Below are 13585 nucleotides of genomic sequence, written 5' to 3'. Positions count from 1 at the left end.
TCCGGGCATGTCCACCCCCATCGCTGCATCGCGCACGGAATCGGCGCTCTACCGGCGCGTCTGGCGCTGGCATTTCTATGCCGGCCTGATCTGCCTGCCCTTCCTCGCGCTGATGGCGCTGACAGGGGCGCTCTATCTCTACAAGGACACTGTCGAATCGGTGGTGTACCGTCAATTGTGGTTTGCAGGTCCTGCAAGTGGTCCGATGCTCGATGCCGAGTCGCTCATCGGTGCTGCCCTCGCTTCGCGTCCGGGTCTGCCGACGCGGTTCACACCGCCGCCCCAGCCGGGGCGCAGCGCGGAAGTCGGGGTCCGGACTGCGGAGGGCACGATCGGCGTGTACCTCGACCCCGCAACGGGGCGTGTTCTGGGGGCGCTCGCCGACGAGTGGCGGCTGATGGAGGTGGTCAAGCGCCTTCACTCGCTGGCGATTGCCGGGCAGGCGGCAAACCTCTGGGTGGAGATCGTCGCGGGATGGGCCATCGTGCTGGTCATTACCGGCACCTTCCTGTGGTGGCCGCGAGGTCGGCGGGGTGGCGTCTACAGCGTGCGGGGAAGACCCGGACAGCGGACCTGGTGGCGTGACGTGCATGCCGTGACCGGCGTCGTCGCCGCTGCTGCCATCCTGTTCCTCGCTGTCACCGGCATGCCCTGGTCCGCCTTCTGGGGGCAGCAGTTCGGACGCATCACGAGTGAACTCGGCATCGGCCTGCCGAGGTACCTGTTCGGGCCGGGTCCTGCGTCAGCGCCGCCGCTCACAGCCGTCGGGACCAGCGTTCCGTGGATGATTTCCCAGGCACCGCAACCGCAATCCGTTGCGCCTCATGGCCATCATGCGCATGCGGACCCGCATCTTCATCATTCGCCGCAGCAGGCATCGCAAGTTTCACAGCCTCCGGCGCCGTCCATCGGCCTGAATGCGGCCCTGAAGATTTTCGGTGGGCTGGGCCTCGGCGCTGCAACCCCCGTCAGCCTGCCGCAGGGGCCGCAGGGCACGTATGCGGCCATGCAATTTCCGGACGATGTCCGGATGCAGCGCGTTGTCCATCTGAACCGGTACACCGGGGCGGTGCTCTCCGATGTGGGCTATCGCGACTATGGGGTCGCGGGCCGTGCCATCGAATGGGGCATCAACATCCACACCGGCCTGCAGTTCGGCTGGCTCAACCGGCTGGTGATGCTGGCCGCCTGCCTCTCGATCATCGCCCTGTCGGTGACTTCTGTGGTGATGTGGTGGAAACGCCGACCTGCAGGCCGCCTCGCCGCGCCTCCCCGGCGTTCTGCCGATCGTGCGGCGGCGGGCGCGCTGGCGGTTGCCATCGTGCTGGGCATCCTCTACCCGCTGCTGGGTGCGTCCATGCTGGTCGCGTTGCTGGTGGACACGCTCGTGCCGGCCCGATGGCACGAGCGGTTCGGTCTCTGACCGCCCTGGTCCGAAGCCGTCAGTGCTTGTGGTCGCCGTGCGTTGCGGCCGGGGCCGCGCTGCTGTTGAGCGGCCGCACCGGCGCCTTGATTTCGACCGTCTCGCGCCGGCCGGTCTTGTCCTCGAACACCAGCGTGATGGGCACGGTGTCGCCGGCTTTCACCTGCGCCTTCAGGTTCATGAACATCACGTGATAACCGCCGGGCTTGAGGTCCACCGGCTTACCCGCAGGCAGTTCGATGGACGGGACCTGGCGCATCCGCATGATGTTGTCCTGCATGGCCATTTCATGGACTTCCACATTGGGTGTGAGAGGCGAACTGGCGGACACGAGGCGTGTATCTTTGGCCGCCGTGATCTGCATGAACGCACCGGTGGCCTGTTGCTGCGGCACGGTCGCGCGGACCCACGGATCTTTCACGTTGACCTGGGCCTGCGCAGCGCTGGCCAGCATGGAGGCGACGACGAAGAGGGAGCGGAGGGTGGAATTCATTTGAAGGTTCCTTTTTGAAGAGGGTCAGGAGGGATGGAGGATCTGTCGCAGGTCGGCGGCAAATTCCTGCGCCGACAGGTTGTGCCGTAGAGCCAGCCGTATGTTGCCCTGCGGATCGTAGACGTAACTCAATGCCGAGTGATCCATGGTGTAGGAGGTCCCCGTCGGCACCTTTTTGTAATAGGCCTTGAATGCCCTGGCTGTCTCGTCGGTCTGTTCGAGGGTCCCGTGCAGGCCGATGAACTCCGGATCGAAGGCCGCAGTGTATTCACTCAGGACTTTCGGGGTGTCGCGTTCAGGGTCGATGGTGACGAACAGCACTTGCAGCCGGTCGCCATCTGCACCCAGCAACCGCTTGACCTCGGCGGCCCGGAAGAGCGCTGTCGGGCACACATCCGGGCATTGTGTGAAACCGAAGAAGAGCATCACCGCCTTGCCCCTGAAATCAGCCAGCGTCCGCTCGCGGCCCTGCGGGTCCTTGAGCCGGAAGTCCTTCGCATAGTTGGCGCCCGTTATATCAACGCCATGAAAAGGAACGTCGGGTCCGGGCTTGTCGCAGCCGGCAATGCCGAGAGCGCACACTGCCACGGCGGCGGCAGCCATCGCGCGGCGATTCATCATGAAGCTCCCCCGCCTGGCGATTTCCGGATTGCTGCGCGCGCCATGGGATTGAACTCCTTGAACATGTCATCCAGCATCGCCTTGGCTTCCGGCGGCGCGGTGCGCGGCGTGCCTGCGTTGTACGGAGGCTGCGGCGCGTACTCGGCCAACAGTTGCACCGTCTCGGCGTAGAGCGTGTCGCGCAGGATGCCGACCAGGGTCAGGCCCAGGTCGAGCCCTGCGCTCACGCCGGCGCCCGTGATCCGGTTACGGTCACGAACCACGCGCGACTTGTCCGCGATGGCACCCACCTCCGCGAGCAAGGGCGTCGTCACCCAATGAGACGTCGCGCGATAGCCCGTCAGGAGACCGGCGGCACCCAGCACCAGTGAACCCGTGCACACGCTCGTCACCCATTTGGCCCGTCGGCCGTGTTCTGCGACAAAGCGCAGAAGCGATGCGTCCTGCATGGCAGTGATGGTCCCGGCGCCTCCGCCTGGCACGAAGAGGATGTCGAGGTTTTCCGGGACCTGCGAGAAAGTGGCCGTGGGGAGCAACGAGATTTGCGTATCGCATTTCACCGGCTTCATGTCCGCCGCCACGTGATGCACGGTGGCACCGAGCAGGCTGGCGAACATGTACTGCGGACCGACGAAATCGAGTGCCGTCATGCCCGGGTACATCACCATTCCGATCTGTTCCTTGCCCGTCCACGATGCCGGCATCTGCGACATGTCGTGCGGGTGCGGTGTGTCCACCCCGGTCTGGGCGTTTGCACCCAGCCAGGGCGATGCGGCGAGTGCCGCAGCGGCGGCCCTGAGGAAATGCCTGCGATCGTCGTCCATGCAGGTCTCCTCAATAGTCCACGCGCAGCGCAACCCGTGCCGTGCGCGGCGTGCCGAGCTTGATCCAGTCCTGCAGGAACTGGTGGCTGCTGGTGTAGTACTTCCTGTCCAGGATGTTGTCGATGTTGAACTGCAGCGAAGCCTTGCCGCCGCCCAGGCCGAAGCGATAGGCCAGCATCGCGTCGAGACGCGCGTAGCCGGGCAACTGGAAGGTGTTGCCGGCATCGCCTTGCCGCTGGCTCTGCGCAAATACACCGCCGCCCGCCGTCCACTGGCTGTCGATGGCGTAGCGCGCCCACAGACTCGCGGTGTGGCGGGCGACGTTGGCCAGCTTCATCCCCTGGTACGTCGGATCGCGTGTGACTTCGGCATCGGTGTAGGCGTAAGACGCGATCACCGACAGGCGATTGGAAATCTGTCCGGAGATGTCCCATTCCAGTCCGCGCGAGACCGCTTCGCCGATCGTGATCACATTGGTGCCGGTCGGGGAGAGCGGATCGAGCACGGAGGCGCCGCGGTTGCGCTTGGTGAGCTGAAAGACGGCCACCGTGGAGCTGAGCTTGCCGTCCAGCATCTCGATCTTGTGGCCGACTTCCACCTGACGCGCGCGCTCGGCCGCCAGCGCCGCGCCGGTGACTGTGTCGCGGCCGTTGTTGGCTGCGAGCGAATCCTGGTATTGCGCGTAGACAGACTGGTTGGGCGCGAATTTCCAGACGACACCCAGGCGCGGCGTGGTGAACGACTGCTCGTTGGGCGCAGTGCCGGGAACACCGTAGACCGCACTCGTGCGGTCATGCCGCAATGCGCCGGTGAGCGATACGCCGTTGCCCAGGAACACCTGGTCCTGCAGGTACACGCTCGTCCAGCGGCTGTAGTCGTCATAGTCCTGCGGCATCGCCATCGCCGGGTCGAGCGCCGGCGTGGCGCCGAGCGACGGATTGAAAACATCGGCGGAGTCGATCTGCTGGAAATACGTGGTACCCGTCTTCTTCGTGCGGTAGGTGTCGAAACCAGCCAGCAAGGTGTGGCCCAGGCTGCCCGTCCTGAACTTTCCGGTCAGGTCCACGTTGATCTGATCGACCTTGTACTCGCCATCCGGGCGCACGTAGAAGTAGTAGCGGCACAGCGGATTGCCGGAGCCGGGGCAAGTCTGCGCAGGCGTCATGCCCATGCCCATGTCGGTCCGCCAGGTGGAGATGTCCATTTCCGAGGTGTCGCTGCGCAGCGAGAGCAGGCGCGCCTTGACTTGCCAGATGTCGTTGATCTGGTGCGAGGCGTCGAGCCTGATACTGCTCGTTTTTGCGCTGGAAAGGTAAGGGGAATCGTTGAACTGACGCGACCAGGGCAGGTCGGCTGGCCTGCCGTTGAATGCGGGTATGCCCATGTCGGTGCGATACCGGTTGTCCGAGTAGTCCAGTGTTGCCGTGATGTTCGTCCGGGTGTCAGGCATCCACGCCAGACTGCCGCTGAAGGCACCCAGCCGATCCTTCACGTAGTCACGGATCGAATCCGTGTCGTAGTAGGAAGCAGCCACACGCCCGCGCAGCGTGCGGTCGGCGTTCAGCGAGCCCGAGGCCTCGACCGCAGTGCGGGACAGGCCGTAGGAGCCCAGCGCCTGCTCGAAGCTGAACTCGGACACGCTGGAGATGGGACGCGACACCACATTGACCAGGCCACCCGGCTCCGAGCGGCCGTAGAGCACGCTGGAAGGTCCCTTGACGACCTCCACCGACTGGACGTTCGCCATGTTGATGGGCACGCCCATGACTTTCGAGCCGTCCAGGTAATAGCTGGAACTGCCGGACATCGAGCTCATCGCCGTCATCGAGGTCGATGGAAAGCCGCGCAGGATCAGCAGTGGCTGCAGCGAGCCGTTGAAGCCGAAGTCGTACTGGACCCCTGACACGTTGCGGACCGCTTCCACGAGCGAAAGGGCGCCCTGGTCCTCGATCACGGAACGGGGCACCACCTGCACACTCTGGGATGTTTCGAGGTTCGGCGTCTCGGTGCGTGTGGCGGCACTGCTGTCCGGTGCGCGATAGTCGCCTTGCGTGCCTGTGACGGTCACGGTCGGCAGCGTCGCTGCTGACGTTTGCGCAAGCGCCGCGTGGCACAGGGATATCAGGCCGCCGACAACGAAAGCCGCCCTGAGCGGTTGGGGGGCAAAAGAATTCATCTGGAAATTTCCTCATGACAATGGATCGTCCACGGCAGTGGCCGTGGCTGGAACCATCCGGGCCCGCCCGACGTCAGGCGTAGCAGGAGGCCGCCGCATCAGCGGCGGCGACTCCATCCGGGATGGCGGATGTCAGAGGAACTTCGGAGGGCCTCGCGCTGGAAGCGGCGCGCCCACCAGCAGCGCAAGCCGGGCCTCGACAAACGGTGCCAGCACGCCCGTTTGCGGTGCGGATGCCTGGAACGAGGGAGGCGCGTAATGCGTCGGCAGCGTGACGGCCAGACAGGCGGGGCAGTCCAGGGCGTGGTGCCCCATCTTCACCTTCCCGCCGTTGTCATCGCCGACAACAACGAGCTTCACCTTCCCGCCGTCGCTGCAGACCAGTTGCATCTGCTGCGGATGAACGACGGGGGATGCGATCGCCGCGGCCACTGTCAATGCGAACCATGCCAGCACGAGGCGGGCAAGGCCGAGGGACATGCGCAAACGATGCATGCGGCAATTATGCTTGATCGTTTCCTGCTGCAGCGGGGCGCGCAGGCTGACCACACGATGCATTGCTGGAGTAAGCTGTCGCTCATGCACGGCAAACCCCAGGAGCAGCCATGAGTGATGCGAAGGATGCGTTCGGATTCGGCAAGTTCGTGCCCGGTTTCGACTTCCTCCAGAGCCTGGCGAAGGGCGCGCCGGGGATGCCGCAGATTCCGGGCATGCCCGGGGTTCCCAGTTGGGTTGCGCCGACCATCAGCGTGGAAGAGCTGGACAAGCGCATCGAGGAACTGAAGGCCGTGCAGTTCTGGCTCGACCAGAATTCCACCGCGCTCAAGGCGACGCTGCAGGCGCTGGAAGTGCAGAAGATGACCCTGGCCACGCTCAAGGGCATGAACTTCAGCATGGAAGACATGACCGAGGCGTTCAGGGCCAAGCCGGCGAGCGATCCGTTCGCCGCGTTCCACAAGCCTGTCGTGCCGACGGGGCAGCAGGCGGAGGCTTCACCTGCGGCCCACACCGATTTCGGCAAGGCGCCGGCGCGCAAGAAGCCCGCACGCAAGCAGGCCACCCAGTCTGCAGCGAAAGCAGCAGCCAAAGGGACTGGTGCAGGTGTGGTCGACCCGATGCAATGGTGGGGCGCGCTGACCCAGCAGTTCCAGCAGATCGCCACCAGCGCGATGAAGGAAGTCGCGCAGAACGCGGCGGCCAGCGGCGTGGCGGTTCCGGGTGCCGCAACCTCGCCGGTCAAGACCGGCAGCAGGCCGGCATCGCGCAAGAAACCCGTGCGCAAGACCACCGGCAAGACCAGCCGTTCCCGCAAGGCAGGCGCATGAAACTTTTCCCTCATGGCCATGCAACGCACCCGCAATGGCGCATGGCTGCCGCGTTGGTGCTGGCGCAACTCCGCGCCCAGATGGCGTTGCCGGGTTATGCCAGCGCGCCGACGCTCGCGCTGCTGTATGTGACGGACCACTACGCGTCGGCAGCGCAGGACATCCTGGATCACCTGAGCGCCGAGTTGCCCGAGATCACCGACTGGTCCGGCACCGTGGGCGTTGGCGTCGCGGCCAACAACGCGGAGTATTTCGACGAGCCCGCGCTCGCGGTAATGCTGTGCGAGTTGCCGACCGACCAGTACCGCGTGTTCTCCGGCGTCGCACCGCTGGGCATCGGCTTCGAGGCGCAGACGGCGCTGGTGCATGCCGACTCGCACACGCCCGACGTGGCCGAACTGATCGACGAGATGGCGCAGCGCACCGACAGCGGCTATCTCTTCGGCGGTCTCGCCTCGAGCCGCACGCAGGCGGTGCAGTTCGCCATCGGCGGCAACGGCAACATCAAGGGGCAGGGCGCGGCGCGCGGCGTGTTCCATGGGGGTCTGTCCGGTGTGGCGTTCGGCGAAGGCGTGAGCGTCGTGTCGCGCGTCACGCAGGGCTGCCTGCCGGTGTCTGCGGAGCGTGAAGTCACGGCCGCGGAAGGCAATGTCATCACGGAGCTCGACGGCGAGCCCGCGCTCGACGTGTTGTTGCAGGACCTGAAGGTGTCGCTGGAAGAGCCGCGTGAGGCACTGGCGGCGGTGCGTGCGACGCTGGTCGGCCTGCTGCACGAACGCGACGGCACTGGTGCCGTCGGCCGCACCGGCAACTTCGGCGACGACGTGATCGTGCGCCACATCATCGGGCTGGATCCGGGGCGGCGCGGCATCGCCGTTGCCGACAAGGTGGAGCCCGGCATGCGCATGGCCTTCTGCCAGCGCAACATGCAGGCCGCGCGCGCCGACCTGATGCGCATCTGTGCCGAAATCCGCGAAGAGCTGGAGCCGCAGGAACAGGCGCTCGAAACCGCGACCGCCCTGGCTGCACCCGAAGCGCAAGCCGCGCCCCACCCGGCGCGGCGCATCGCGGGCGCGGTGTACGTCAGTTGCGCGGGACGCGGCGGTCCGCATTTCGGTGCGCCGGGTGCGGAACTGCAGATCGTGCGCCACGCGCTGGGCGACGTGCCGCTGGTCGGCTTTTTCGCGGGCGGTGAAATCGCTCGTAACCATCTTTATGGCTACACAGGTGTCCTGACGGTCTTCACGATTTAGACTTCCGGAAGAACAATACCCGGAAGAGACGACCTGCCCATGAATTCACTGCTTCGTGCCCGCCCGAACGCCGGCTTCCTTGCAACCACACTGGCCTTCGTGTCTGCGCTGGTGTCTGCGTCGGTGTTGGCGCTCTCCGGTGCGATGCCCGCAAACGCGCAGACGCAATCCCAGACCGGCAGTTGCGTCACCAACATCCGCGGCGAGACGGTCTGCCCGCCTGCGCGCACCGTCTGCATGCAGGATCGCGACACCCCCGAAATCAAGTGCTCGCCGCGTGACGGCGGCATCGCGCACGACTTCTACGGCAAGGCGTCCTGCGGCCCCGGCAGCTGCATCCGCGATATGGGTGGCAAGGTCACCTGCTCGCGCACGCCGGGCGGCGCGGCGGCGATCAACATGCAATCCGAGGCGGTCTGCACCGACGGCTGCGTGCCCGGCAGTGCATCGATGTGCACGACCCTGTCGAAGTAAGTGATGGGGCTCGGGCTCAGACGCCCAGGTAGTTCTGCCAGACCGAGCGGTCCGCATTCAGCGCCGCTGAATCACCGGTCCACACCACACGGCCGCGCTCCAGCACCACGTGCCGGTCGGCCAGACCCAGCAGCCGGTCGATGTACTTGTCCACCACCAGGATGGTCTGGCCGGCTTCGCGCAGTTGGCGCAGGCAGTTCCAGATCTCCTCGCGGATGACGGGGGCGAGGCCTTCCGTCGCTTCGTCGAGGATCAGCAGGCGCGGATTGGTCGACAGCGCGCGGGCAATGGCCAGCATCTGCTGCTCGCCGCCCGAGAGCTGGTTGCCCATGTTGTTCTCGCGCTCCTTGAGACGCGGGAACAGCTTGTAAAGGCGCTGCAGGTCCCACGCATCGCGCAGGCCGCTGCGGTTGTCGGCGAACGCGACGAGGTGTTCGCGCACAGTGAGGTTGGGAAAGCACTGTCTGCCTTCGGGCACGATGGCCACGCCCAGCCGCGCCACGGCATCCGCCTTCAGGCGCTGCGTTTCCTGCCCGCCGAAACGGACGATGCCCTTGCGCAACGTGAGCGCGCCGATCAGCGTCTTGATCGTCGTGCTCTTGCCCATGCCGTTGCGGCCGAGCAGCGTGACGACTTCCCCGGCGCGGATGGCGAGGTCGATGCCGAAGAGTACCTGGCTCGCGCCGTAGCCGGCTTCGAGTCCCTGTGCTTCGAGAAGGGGCGGTGCGATGCTCATGCCGGAACCTCTTCACTGCCGAGATAAACAGCCTGCACCTGCGGATTGCCGCGGATCCCGTCGGCCGTGCCGCTGGTGAGCACGCGGCCATAGACCAGCACCGAGATGCGGTCGGCCAGTTCGAAGACGGCCTTCATGTCGTGTTCGATCAGCAGGATCGCCATGTCCTTCTTCAGCGTATGGATCAACGCCACCATTTGCGCAGAGTCTTCCGGGCCCATGCCGGCCATCGGTTCGTCCAGCAACAGCACCTTGGGCCTGGATGCGAGCGCGAGCGCGACGTCCAGCTTGCGCTGCACCCCATGCGGCAGCGTGCCGGCAATGCGTTGCTCGAGCCCCGCGAGGCCGACGCGCTGGCCGAGCGCGAGAGCTGCCGCGCGCAGGGCCTCTTCACTGTCGCGCACCTTCAGGAAGCGCAGGCTGCTGCCCGCGTGCGCCTGCACCGCCAGCAGCAGGTTGTCCATCACCGTGGCGTTCTTGAAGATGCTGGTGATCTGGAAGCAGCGCGACAGGCCGGCATGCACGCGCTGGTTCATCGACAGCGGCGTCAGGTCGCGGCCGTCGAGCACGATGCGCCCGGCGTCCGGCGGGAACAGGCCGGAGATCAGATTGACCAGCGTGGACTTGCCCGCGCCGTTCGGTCCGATCAGCGCGTGGATTTCGCCCGCGTCCACCGTGAGGCTCACGTTGTCGGTGGCGCGCAATGCGCCGAAATTCTTGACGAATCCGTCGATCGCGAAGAGGCTCATGCGTGGGCCTCCGCTTTCGGTGCGCCGGCTTCATCCTCGGGTTTGCGGTCGAACAAGGCCGACACGCCGCGCGGCGCGAAGAACACGATGGCGATCAGCAGCACGCCCAGCGGCAGATGCCAGTAGTCGGTGTACTGCTTCACGATTTCTTCCAGCAGGATCCACACGCCGGCTCCGACGGGGCCGCCCCAGCGGCGACCGACGCCGCCGATGACCACCATCACGATCAGCGTGGCCGACTGCGTCCAGTGCATCACGCCCGGGCTCACGAAATTGTTGTGCGACACGAGCAACGCGCCCGCCAGGCCCGCGACGGCTGCTGCAATCGCGAACGCCACGATGCGCAGGCCGAACACCGGATAGCCCATGGCCTGCATGCGCGTCTCGTTGTCGCGGATGCCCGTGAGCGCATGCCCGAAGCGCGAGACGGTCGTGCGGTTGAGCAGCAGCATCACGGCCGTGAAGAGCGCCAGCACCACCCAGTAGAACGTCGGCTCGTGCGTGCTGTCCAGCCCCAGGCCGAAGCCGGGGCGTTGCATGAGGTTGTAGCCGTCGTCGCCGCCGTAGGTGCGCAGCGACACGCAGATGTAGTACAGCATCTGCGCGAAGGCCAGCGTGATCATGATGAAGTACACGCCGCGCGTGCGCAGGGCAATGGCGCCGATGGCCAGCGACACGAGCGCCGCAACGATCATCGCCGCGCCCCACATCGCCCAGGCCGATTCGACACCGGCATCAGCCAGCGCGACGAGCGTGTACGCGCCCACGCCCATGAAGCCGCAGTGCCCCAGCGCCACCATCCCGCCGAAGCCGAGGATGAAGTTGAGACTCGCCGCAGCCAGCGCGAAGATCATCGCGCGGCGCACGAAGTTCACATAGAAGTCCATGCCCATCAGCGGTGCGACCAGCGGGAACGCCGCCAGCAACGCGAGGCAGAACCAGGGTAGCCAGGAACCGGATTTCTTCATCGTGTCATCCGCGCGCCGGGAACAGGCCCGCAGGTTTGAATGCCAGCACGCCGGCCATCAATGCGTAGGTCATCAGGCCCGCGATCACGGGGCCGAGGTCTGAGACGACGGTGGGTGGCAGCAAGCCGCGCAGCGCCATCGGCACGAACGCACGCCCCAGCGTGTCGACCAGGCCGACCAGCAGCGCGGCGACGAACGCGCCGCGCACCGAGCCGATGCCGCCGATCACCAGCACCACCAGGGAGGGGATGAGGATTTCCTCGCCCATGCCGATCTGTACGGCAGTGATCGGGCCCATCAGCGCGCCGGCCAGTGCCGCAAGCGCCGCGCCGAGCATGAACACCAGCGAGAAGATGCGGCCCACGCGCACGCCCATCAACTCCGCCATCGGCCGGTTCGACGCACCCGCACGCACCAGCATGCCCACACGCGTGTGGTTGACCAGCAGGTACAGGCCCAGTGCCACCAGCACGCCTGCCGCGAGGATCACGAGGCGGTAGGACGGATACGGCAGGCCGGGGAAAATTTCGAACGGGGCCGTGAGTGCCGCCGGCGCGGAGGCCATGACCGGCGACGGGCCCCAGATCATCTTGACCACGTCGTCTGCGATGAGGATGACGCCGAAGGTCGCGAGCACCTGCGCGAGATGGTCGCGGCCGTAGAGGTGCCGCACGAGCAGCGCCTCCAGCAGCACGGCGACCAGCACCACGATCGCCAGCGCCGCGAGCACGCCACCGACGAACGAGCCCGAGCTCGTGTGCACCTGCGCGGCCACATAGGCCCCGCCCATGAACAGCGAGCCGTGGGCCAGGTTCATCACATCCATGATGCCGAACACCAGCGTGAGCCCTGCGGCCAGCAGGAACAGCATCAGGCCGTAGCCGATGCCGTTGAGCAGCTGTTCGAAGAAAAGAGTGAACGTCATCCGTCGATTGCGCGACGAACCGTCACTTCATTTTGCACTGGGACACGTACGCGTCCTGGTAGCCTTTCAAAGGCGTGGCCAGCGTCTTGTTGGTGATCTTGCCGGCGTTGTCCTTGCCGATCACGCGCAGGTAGTAGTCCTGGATCGGGAAGTTGTTGGTGCCGTACTTGAACGGGCCGCGGTTGGATTGATAGTTGGCGGCCTTCAGCGCCTTGAGCACGGCGTCCTTGTTCTTCACGTCGCCCTTCACGTCGCGCACGGCGGCGTCGATGGACATGATCACGTCGTAGGCCTGTGCGGCGTAGAACGTCGGATAGCGGTTGTAGGCCTTGCGGAACTCGGTCACGAACTTGATGTTCGCGGGGTTCGTCAGGTCGTGCGACCACTGCGAGGTGGAGAACAGGCCCAGCATCGGCTCGCCCACGGCGGCAATGGTGTCTTCGTCGGCCGACGCGGGGCTGGTGACCAGGCGCACGTCCTTCGAGAGACCCGACGCGACGAACTGCTTGATGAAGTTGATGCCCATGCCCCCGGGCAGGAAGAAGAACACGGCCTCGGGCTTGGCAGCGCGGATCTGTGCGATCTCGGCGGCGTAGTCGAGCTGGCCGACCTTGCCATACACCTCGGCGACGATCTGCCCCTTGTAGGTGCGCTTGTAGCCGGTCAGGTGGTCGCGGCCTGCGGGGTAGTTGGGGGCGATGATGAACGAGCTCTTGATGCCCTGGTCGGTCGCCCACTTGCCGGCGGCCTCGTCCCAGGTGTCGTTCTGGTAGCCGTTGCCGAAGAAGTAGGGGTTGCACTGCGCACCGGCGTACTGGCTCGGGCCGGGGTTGCTGGTGATGAACGGCACCTTGGCGGCGAACAGCGCAGGGCCGACGGCCAGCGCCACGTTGGAAGGCGTGACGCCGGTGAAGAAGTCGATCTTGTTCTGCTGGATCATCCGGTCGACGATCTGCTTGGCCTGGTCAGGGTTGCCGGCGGTGTCGGCCTGGATGAATTCAGCGGGGTAGCCGCCGAGCTTGCTGTCCAGCAGCTTGATGGCCAGGTTGATCGCGTCGCGCGTTTCGGCGCCGCCGGCGGCGAACGGGCCGGAGATGTCCAGCGCCAGACCCACCTTCACCGGGTCCGCAGCCAGGGCGCTCGTGGCGAAGGCGGCGGCAGCGGCCGTGCCCACGGCTGCGCGGGTGGCGAAGCGGATAAGAGTTGCTTTGTTCATGGTGACTCCAGAAGTCGGGTTGAAAACGGGTTGTTCAGGATTTCGCGGGGACGGCCACATGGACGCGGCCCGCACGGATCTCGACGGGGAAGGTGCGCACGGCGTGTTCGACGGGTCCACCGCAGGGCGCGCCGGTGGTGATGTCGAACAGACCCTGGTGCAACGGGCATTCGACGCAGCCGTTTTCGATGTAGCCATCGGACAGCTTCGCGTTGCCGTGTGTGCACAGGTCGTGCAGCGCATGCAGCGCTTCGCCCTGGCGGAACACAGCAATCGGCATGCCACCCGCGACGACGGGCCAGGAGCCGCCATCGGGGAAATCGTCGGGCTCGCCCACGTCGTGCCAGTCGGCGTCCGTGGTGGCGGCGGCTGCGTCGGCCTGCATGGTGGTGTCGCTCATGT

Annotated in this window: 15 protein-coding genes; 4 read left to right on the top strand and 11 right to left on the bottom strand. The window is 65.9% G+C overall.

The features are described from left to right. Window positions 1-7: 7 nt before the first annotated feature. Entirely contained in the window at window positions 8-1423 is a 1416-nt protein-coding gene (locus ACO2Q9_RS06815; RefSeq protein WP_423309587.1) for a PepSY-associated TM helix domain-containing protein, read from the top strand. A gap of 19 nt (window positions 1424-1442) precedes the next feature. Here ACO2Q9_RS06815 and ACO2Q9_RS06810 read toward each other — a convergent pair whose 3' ends face one another. The 5 genes from ACO2Q9_RS06810 to ACO2Q9_RS06790 all read right to left on the bottom strand — a co-directional run bounded on the left by ACO2Q9_RS06810 (window position 1443) and on the right by ACO2Q9_RS06790 (window position 6032). Next, on the bottom strand, window positions 1443-1916 hold the full coding sequence (locus ACO2Q9_RS06810) for a copper chaperone PCu(A)C (RefSeq protein ID WP_423309585.1): 474 nt from the start codon (window positions 1914-1916) through the stop codon (window positions 1443-1445). A gap of 24 nt (window positions 1917-1940) precedes the next feature. Next, a complete protein-coding gene (locus ACO2Q9_RS06805; RefSeq protein WP_423309583.1) occupies window positions 1941-2537 on the bottom strand; it encodes an SCO family protein in 597 nt (198 codons plus the stop codon). Then, the gene (locus ACO2Q9_RS06800) at window positions 2534-3361 is read right to left on the bottom strand and encodes a DJ-1/PfpI family protein (RefSeq protein WP_423309581.1); all 828 of its coding nucleotides are present in this window, start codon (window positions 3359-3361) and stop codon (window positions 2534-2536) included. The genes ACO2Q9_RS06805 and ACO2Q9_RS06800 overlap by 4 nt, the downstream gene beginning before the upstream one ends. Before the next feature lie 10 nt (window positions 3362-3371). Next, the gene (locus tag ACO2Q9_RS06795; protein WP_423309579.1) at window positions 3372-5537 is read right to left on the bottom strand and encodes a TonB-dependent siderophore receptor; all 2166 of its coding nucleotides are present in this window, start codon (window positions 5535-5537) and stop codon (window positions 3372-3374) included. Between the two features lie 132 nt (window positions 5538-5669). Further along, window positions 5670-6032 carry a DUF2946 family protein gene (locus ACO2Q9_RS06790; protein ID WP_423309577.1) on the bottom strand — a complete coding sequence of 121 codons (363 nt, stop codon included), beginning with the start codon at window positions 6030-6032 and terminating at the stop codon, window positions 5670-5672. A gap of 110 nt (window positions 6033-6142) precedes the next feature. Here ACO2Q9_RS06790 and ACO2Q9_RS06785 point away from each other — a divergent pair, with 110 nt between their 5' ends. Genes ACO2Q9_RS06785 through ACO2Q9_RS06775 form a run of 3 tightly spaced genes read left to right on the top strand, consistent with a single transcriptional unit; the run spans window position 6143 to window position 8589 of the window. Next, the gene (locus ACO2Q9_RS06785; RefSeq protein WP_423309575.1) at window positions 6143-6862 is read left to right on the top strand and encodes a PhaM family polyhydroxyalkanoate granule multifunctional regulatory protein; all 720 of its coding nucleotides are present in this window, start codon (window positions 6143-6145) and stop codon (window positions 6860-6862) included. Then, window positions 6859-8115: an FIST signal transduction protein gene (locus ACO2Q9_RS06780; RefSeq protein ID WP_423309573.1), complete on the top strand. Its 1257-nt coding sequence runs from the start codon at window positions 6859-6861 to the stop codon at window positions 8113-8115. The genes ACO2Q9_RS06785 and ACO2Q9_RS06780 overlap by 4 nt, the downstream gene beginning before the upstream one ends. 39 nt (window positions 8116-8154) lie before the next feature. Continuing rightward, on the top strand, window positions 8155-8589 hold the full coding sequence (locus ACO2Q9_RS06775) for a hypothetical protein (RefSeq protein WP_423309571.1): 435 nt from the start codon (window positions 8155-8157) through the stop codon (window positions 8587-8589). A 16-nt stretch (window positions 8590-8605) separates the two neighbouring features. On the opposite strand, the gene ACO2Q9_RS06770 is transcribed toward ACO2Q9_RS06775, so the two are convergent. Genes ACO2Q9_RS06770 through ACO2Q9_RS06745 form a run of 6 tightly spaced genes read right to left on the bottom strand, consistent with a single transcriptional unit; the run spans window position 8606 to window position 13583 of the window. Continuing rightward, a complete protein-coding gene (locus tag ACO2Q9_RS06770) occupies window positions 8606-9325 on the bottom strand; it encodes an ABC transporter ATP-binding protein (protein ID WP_423309569.1) in 720 nt (239 codons plus the stop codon). After that, on the bottom strand, window positions 9322-10074 hold the full coding sequence (locus ACO2Q9_RS06765) for an ABC transporter ATP-binding protein (protein ID WP_423309567.1): 753 nt from the start codon (window positions 10072-10074) through the stop codon (window positions 9322-9324). The genes ACO2Q9_RS06770 and ACO2Q9_RS06765 overlap by 4 nt, the downstream gene beginning before the upstream one ends. Then, window positions 10071-11042, bottom strand: a complete 972-nt coding sequence (locus tag ACO2Q9_RS06760; RefSeq protein WP_423309565.1) for a branched-chain amino acid ABC transporter permease — start codon at window positions 11040-11042, stop codon at window positions 10071-10073. Before ACO2Q9_RS06760 ends, ACO2Q9_RS06765 begins: the two co-directional genes overlap by 4 nt. A gap of 4 nt (window positions 11043-11046) precedes the next feature. Next, window positions 11047-11967 (bottom strand): branched-chain amino acid ABC transporter permease, encoded by a 921-nt coding sequence (locus ACO2Q9_RS06755; RefSeq protein WP_423309563.1) that lies wholly within the window; start codon window positions 11965-11967, stop codon window positions 11047-11049. Between the two features lie 22 nt (window positions 11968-11989). Then, window positions 11990-13183 (bottom strand): ABC transporter substrate-binding protein, encoded by a 1194-nt coding sequence (locus ACO2Q9_RS06750; RefSeq protein ID WP_423309561.1) that lies wholly within the window; start codon window positions 13181-13183, stop codon window positions 11990-11992. A 34-nt stretch (window positions 13184-13217) separates the two neighbouring features. After that, on the bottom strand, window positions 13218-13583 hold the full coding sequence (locus ACO2Q9_RS06745; protein ID WP_423309559.1) for a non-heme iron oxygenase ferredoxin subunit: 366 nt from the start codon (window positions 13581-13583) through the stop codon (window positions 13218-13220). Between the last annotated feature and the right edge of the window lie 2 nt (window positions 13584-13585).

It is taken from the genome of Variovorax sp. VNK109, from assembly GCF_049445855.1.
In the GTDB taxonomy this organism is placed as follows: Bacteria; Pseudomonadota; Gammaproteobacteria; order Burkholderiales; family Burkholderiaceae_C; genus JAGOCV01.
The sequence above is the reverse complement of the archived record's forward strand: the minus strand, read 5'-3'. Positions and strand labels throughout refer to the sequence as shown.

What these genes read in the sequence shown, in the direction of transcription:
- ACO2Q9_RS06780 (WP_423309573.1), top strand. Translation starts at nt 6,859, where the DNA reads ATGAAACTTTTCCCTCATGGCCATGCAACGCACCCGCAATGGCGCATG.
- ACO2Q9_RS06770 (WP_423309569.1), bottom strand. Translation starts at nt 9,325, where the DNA reads ATGAGCATCGCACCGCCCCTTCTCGAAGCACAGGGACTCGAAGCCGGC.
- ACO2Q9_RS06775 (WP_423309571.1), top strand. Translation starts at nt 8,155, where the DNA reads ATGAATTCACTGCTTCGTGCCCGCCCGAACGCCGGCTTCCTTGCAACC.
- ACO2Q9_RS06810 (WP_423309585.1), bottom strand. Translation starts at nt 1,916, where the DNA reads ATGAATTCCACCCTCCGCTCCCTCTTCGTCGTCGCCTCCATGCTGGCC.
- ACO2Q9_RS06755 (WP_423309563.1), bottom strand. Translation starts at nt 11,967, where the DNA reads ATGACGTTCACTCTTTTCTTCGAACAGCTGCTCAACGGCATCGGCTAC.
- ACO2Q9_RS06805 (WP_423309583.1), bottom strand. Translation starts at nt 2,537, where the DNA reads ATGATGAATCGCCGCGCGATGGCTGCCGCCGCCGTGGCAGTGTGCGCT.
- ACO2Q9_RS06785 (WP_423309575.1), top strand. Translation starts at nt 6,143, where the DNA reads ATGAGTGATGCGAAGGATGCGTTCGGATTCGGCAAGTTCGTGCCCGGT.
- ACO2Q9_RS06765 (WP_423309567.1), bottom strand. Translation starts at nt 10,074, where the DNA reads ATGAGCCTCTTCGCGATCGACGGATTCGTCAAGAATTTCGGCGCATTG.
- ACO2Q9_RS06760 (WP_423309565.1), bottom strand. Translation starts at nt 11,042, where the DNA reads ATGAAGAAATCCGGTTCCTGGCTACCCTGGTTCTGCCTCGCGTTGCTG.
- ACO2Q9_RS06795 (WP_423309579.1), bottom strand. Translation starts at nt 5,537, where the DNA reads ATGAATTCTTTTGCCCCCCAACCGCTCAGGGCGGCTTTCGTTGTCGGC.
- ACO2Q9_RS06790 (WP_423309577.1), bottom strand. Translation starts at nt 6,032, where the DNA reads ATGCATCGTTTGCGCATGTCCCTCGGCCTTGCCCGCCTCGTGCTGGCA.
- ACO2Q9_RS06750 (WP_423309561.1), bottom strand. Translation starts at nt 13,183, where the DNA reads ATGAACAAAGCAACTCTTATCCGCTTCGCCACCCGCGCAGCCGTGGGC.
- ACO2Q9_RS06800 (WP_423309581.1), bottom strand. Translation starts at nt 3,361, where the DNA reads ATGGACGACGATCGCAGGCATTTCCTCAGGGCCGCCGCTGCGGCACTC.
- ACO2Q9_RS06745 (WP_423309559.1), bottom strand. Translation starts at nt 13,583, where the DNA reads ATGAGCGACACCACCATGCAGGCCGACGCAGCCGCCGCCACCACGGAC.
- ACO2Q9_RS06815 (WP_423309587.1), top strand. Translation starts at nt 8, where the DNA reads ATGTCCACCCCCATCGCTGCATCGCGCACGGAATCGGCGCTCTACCGG.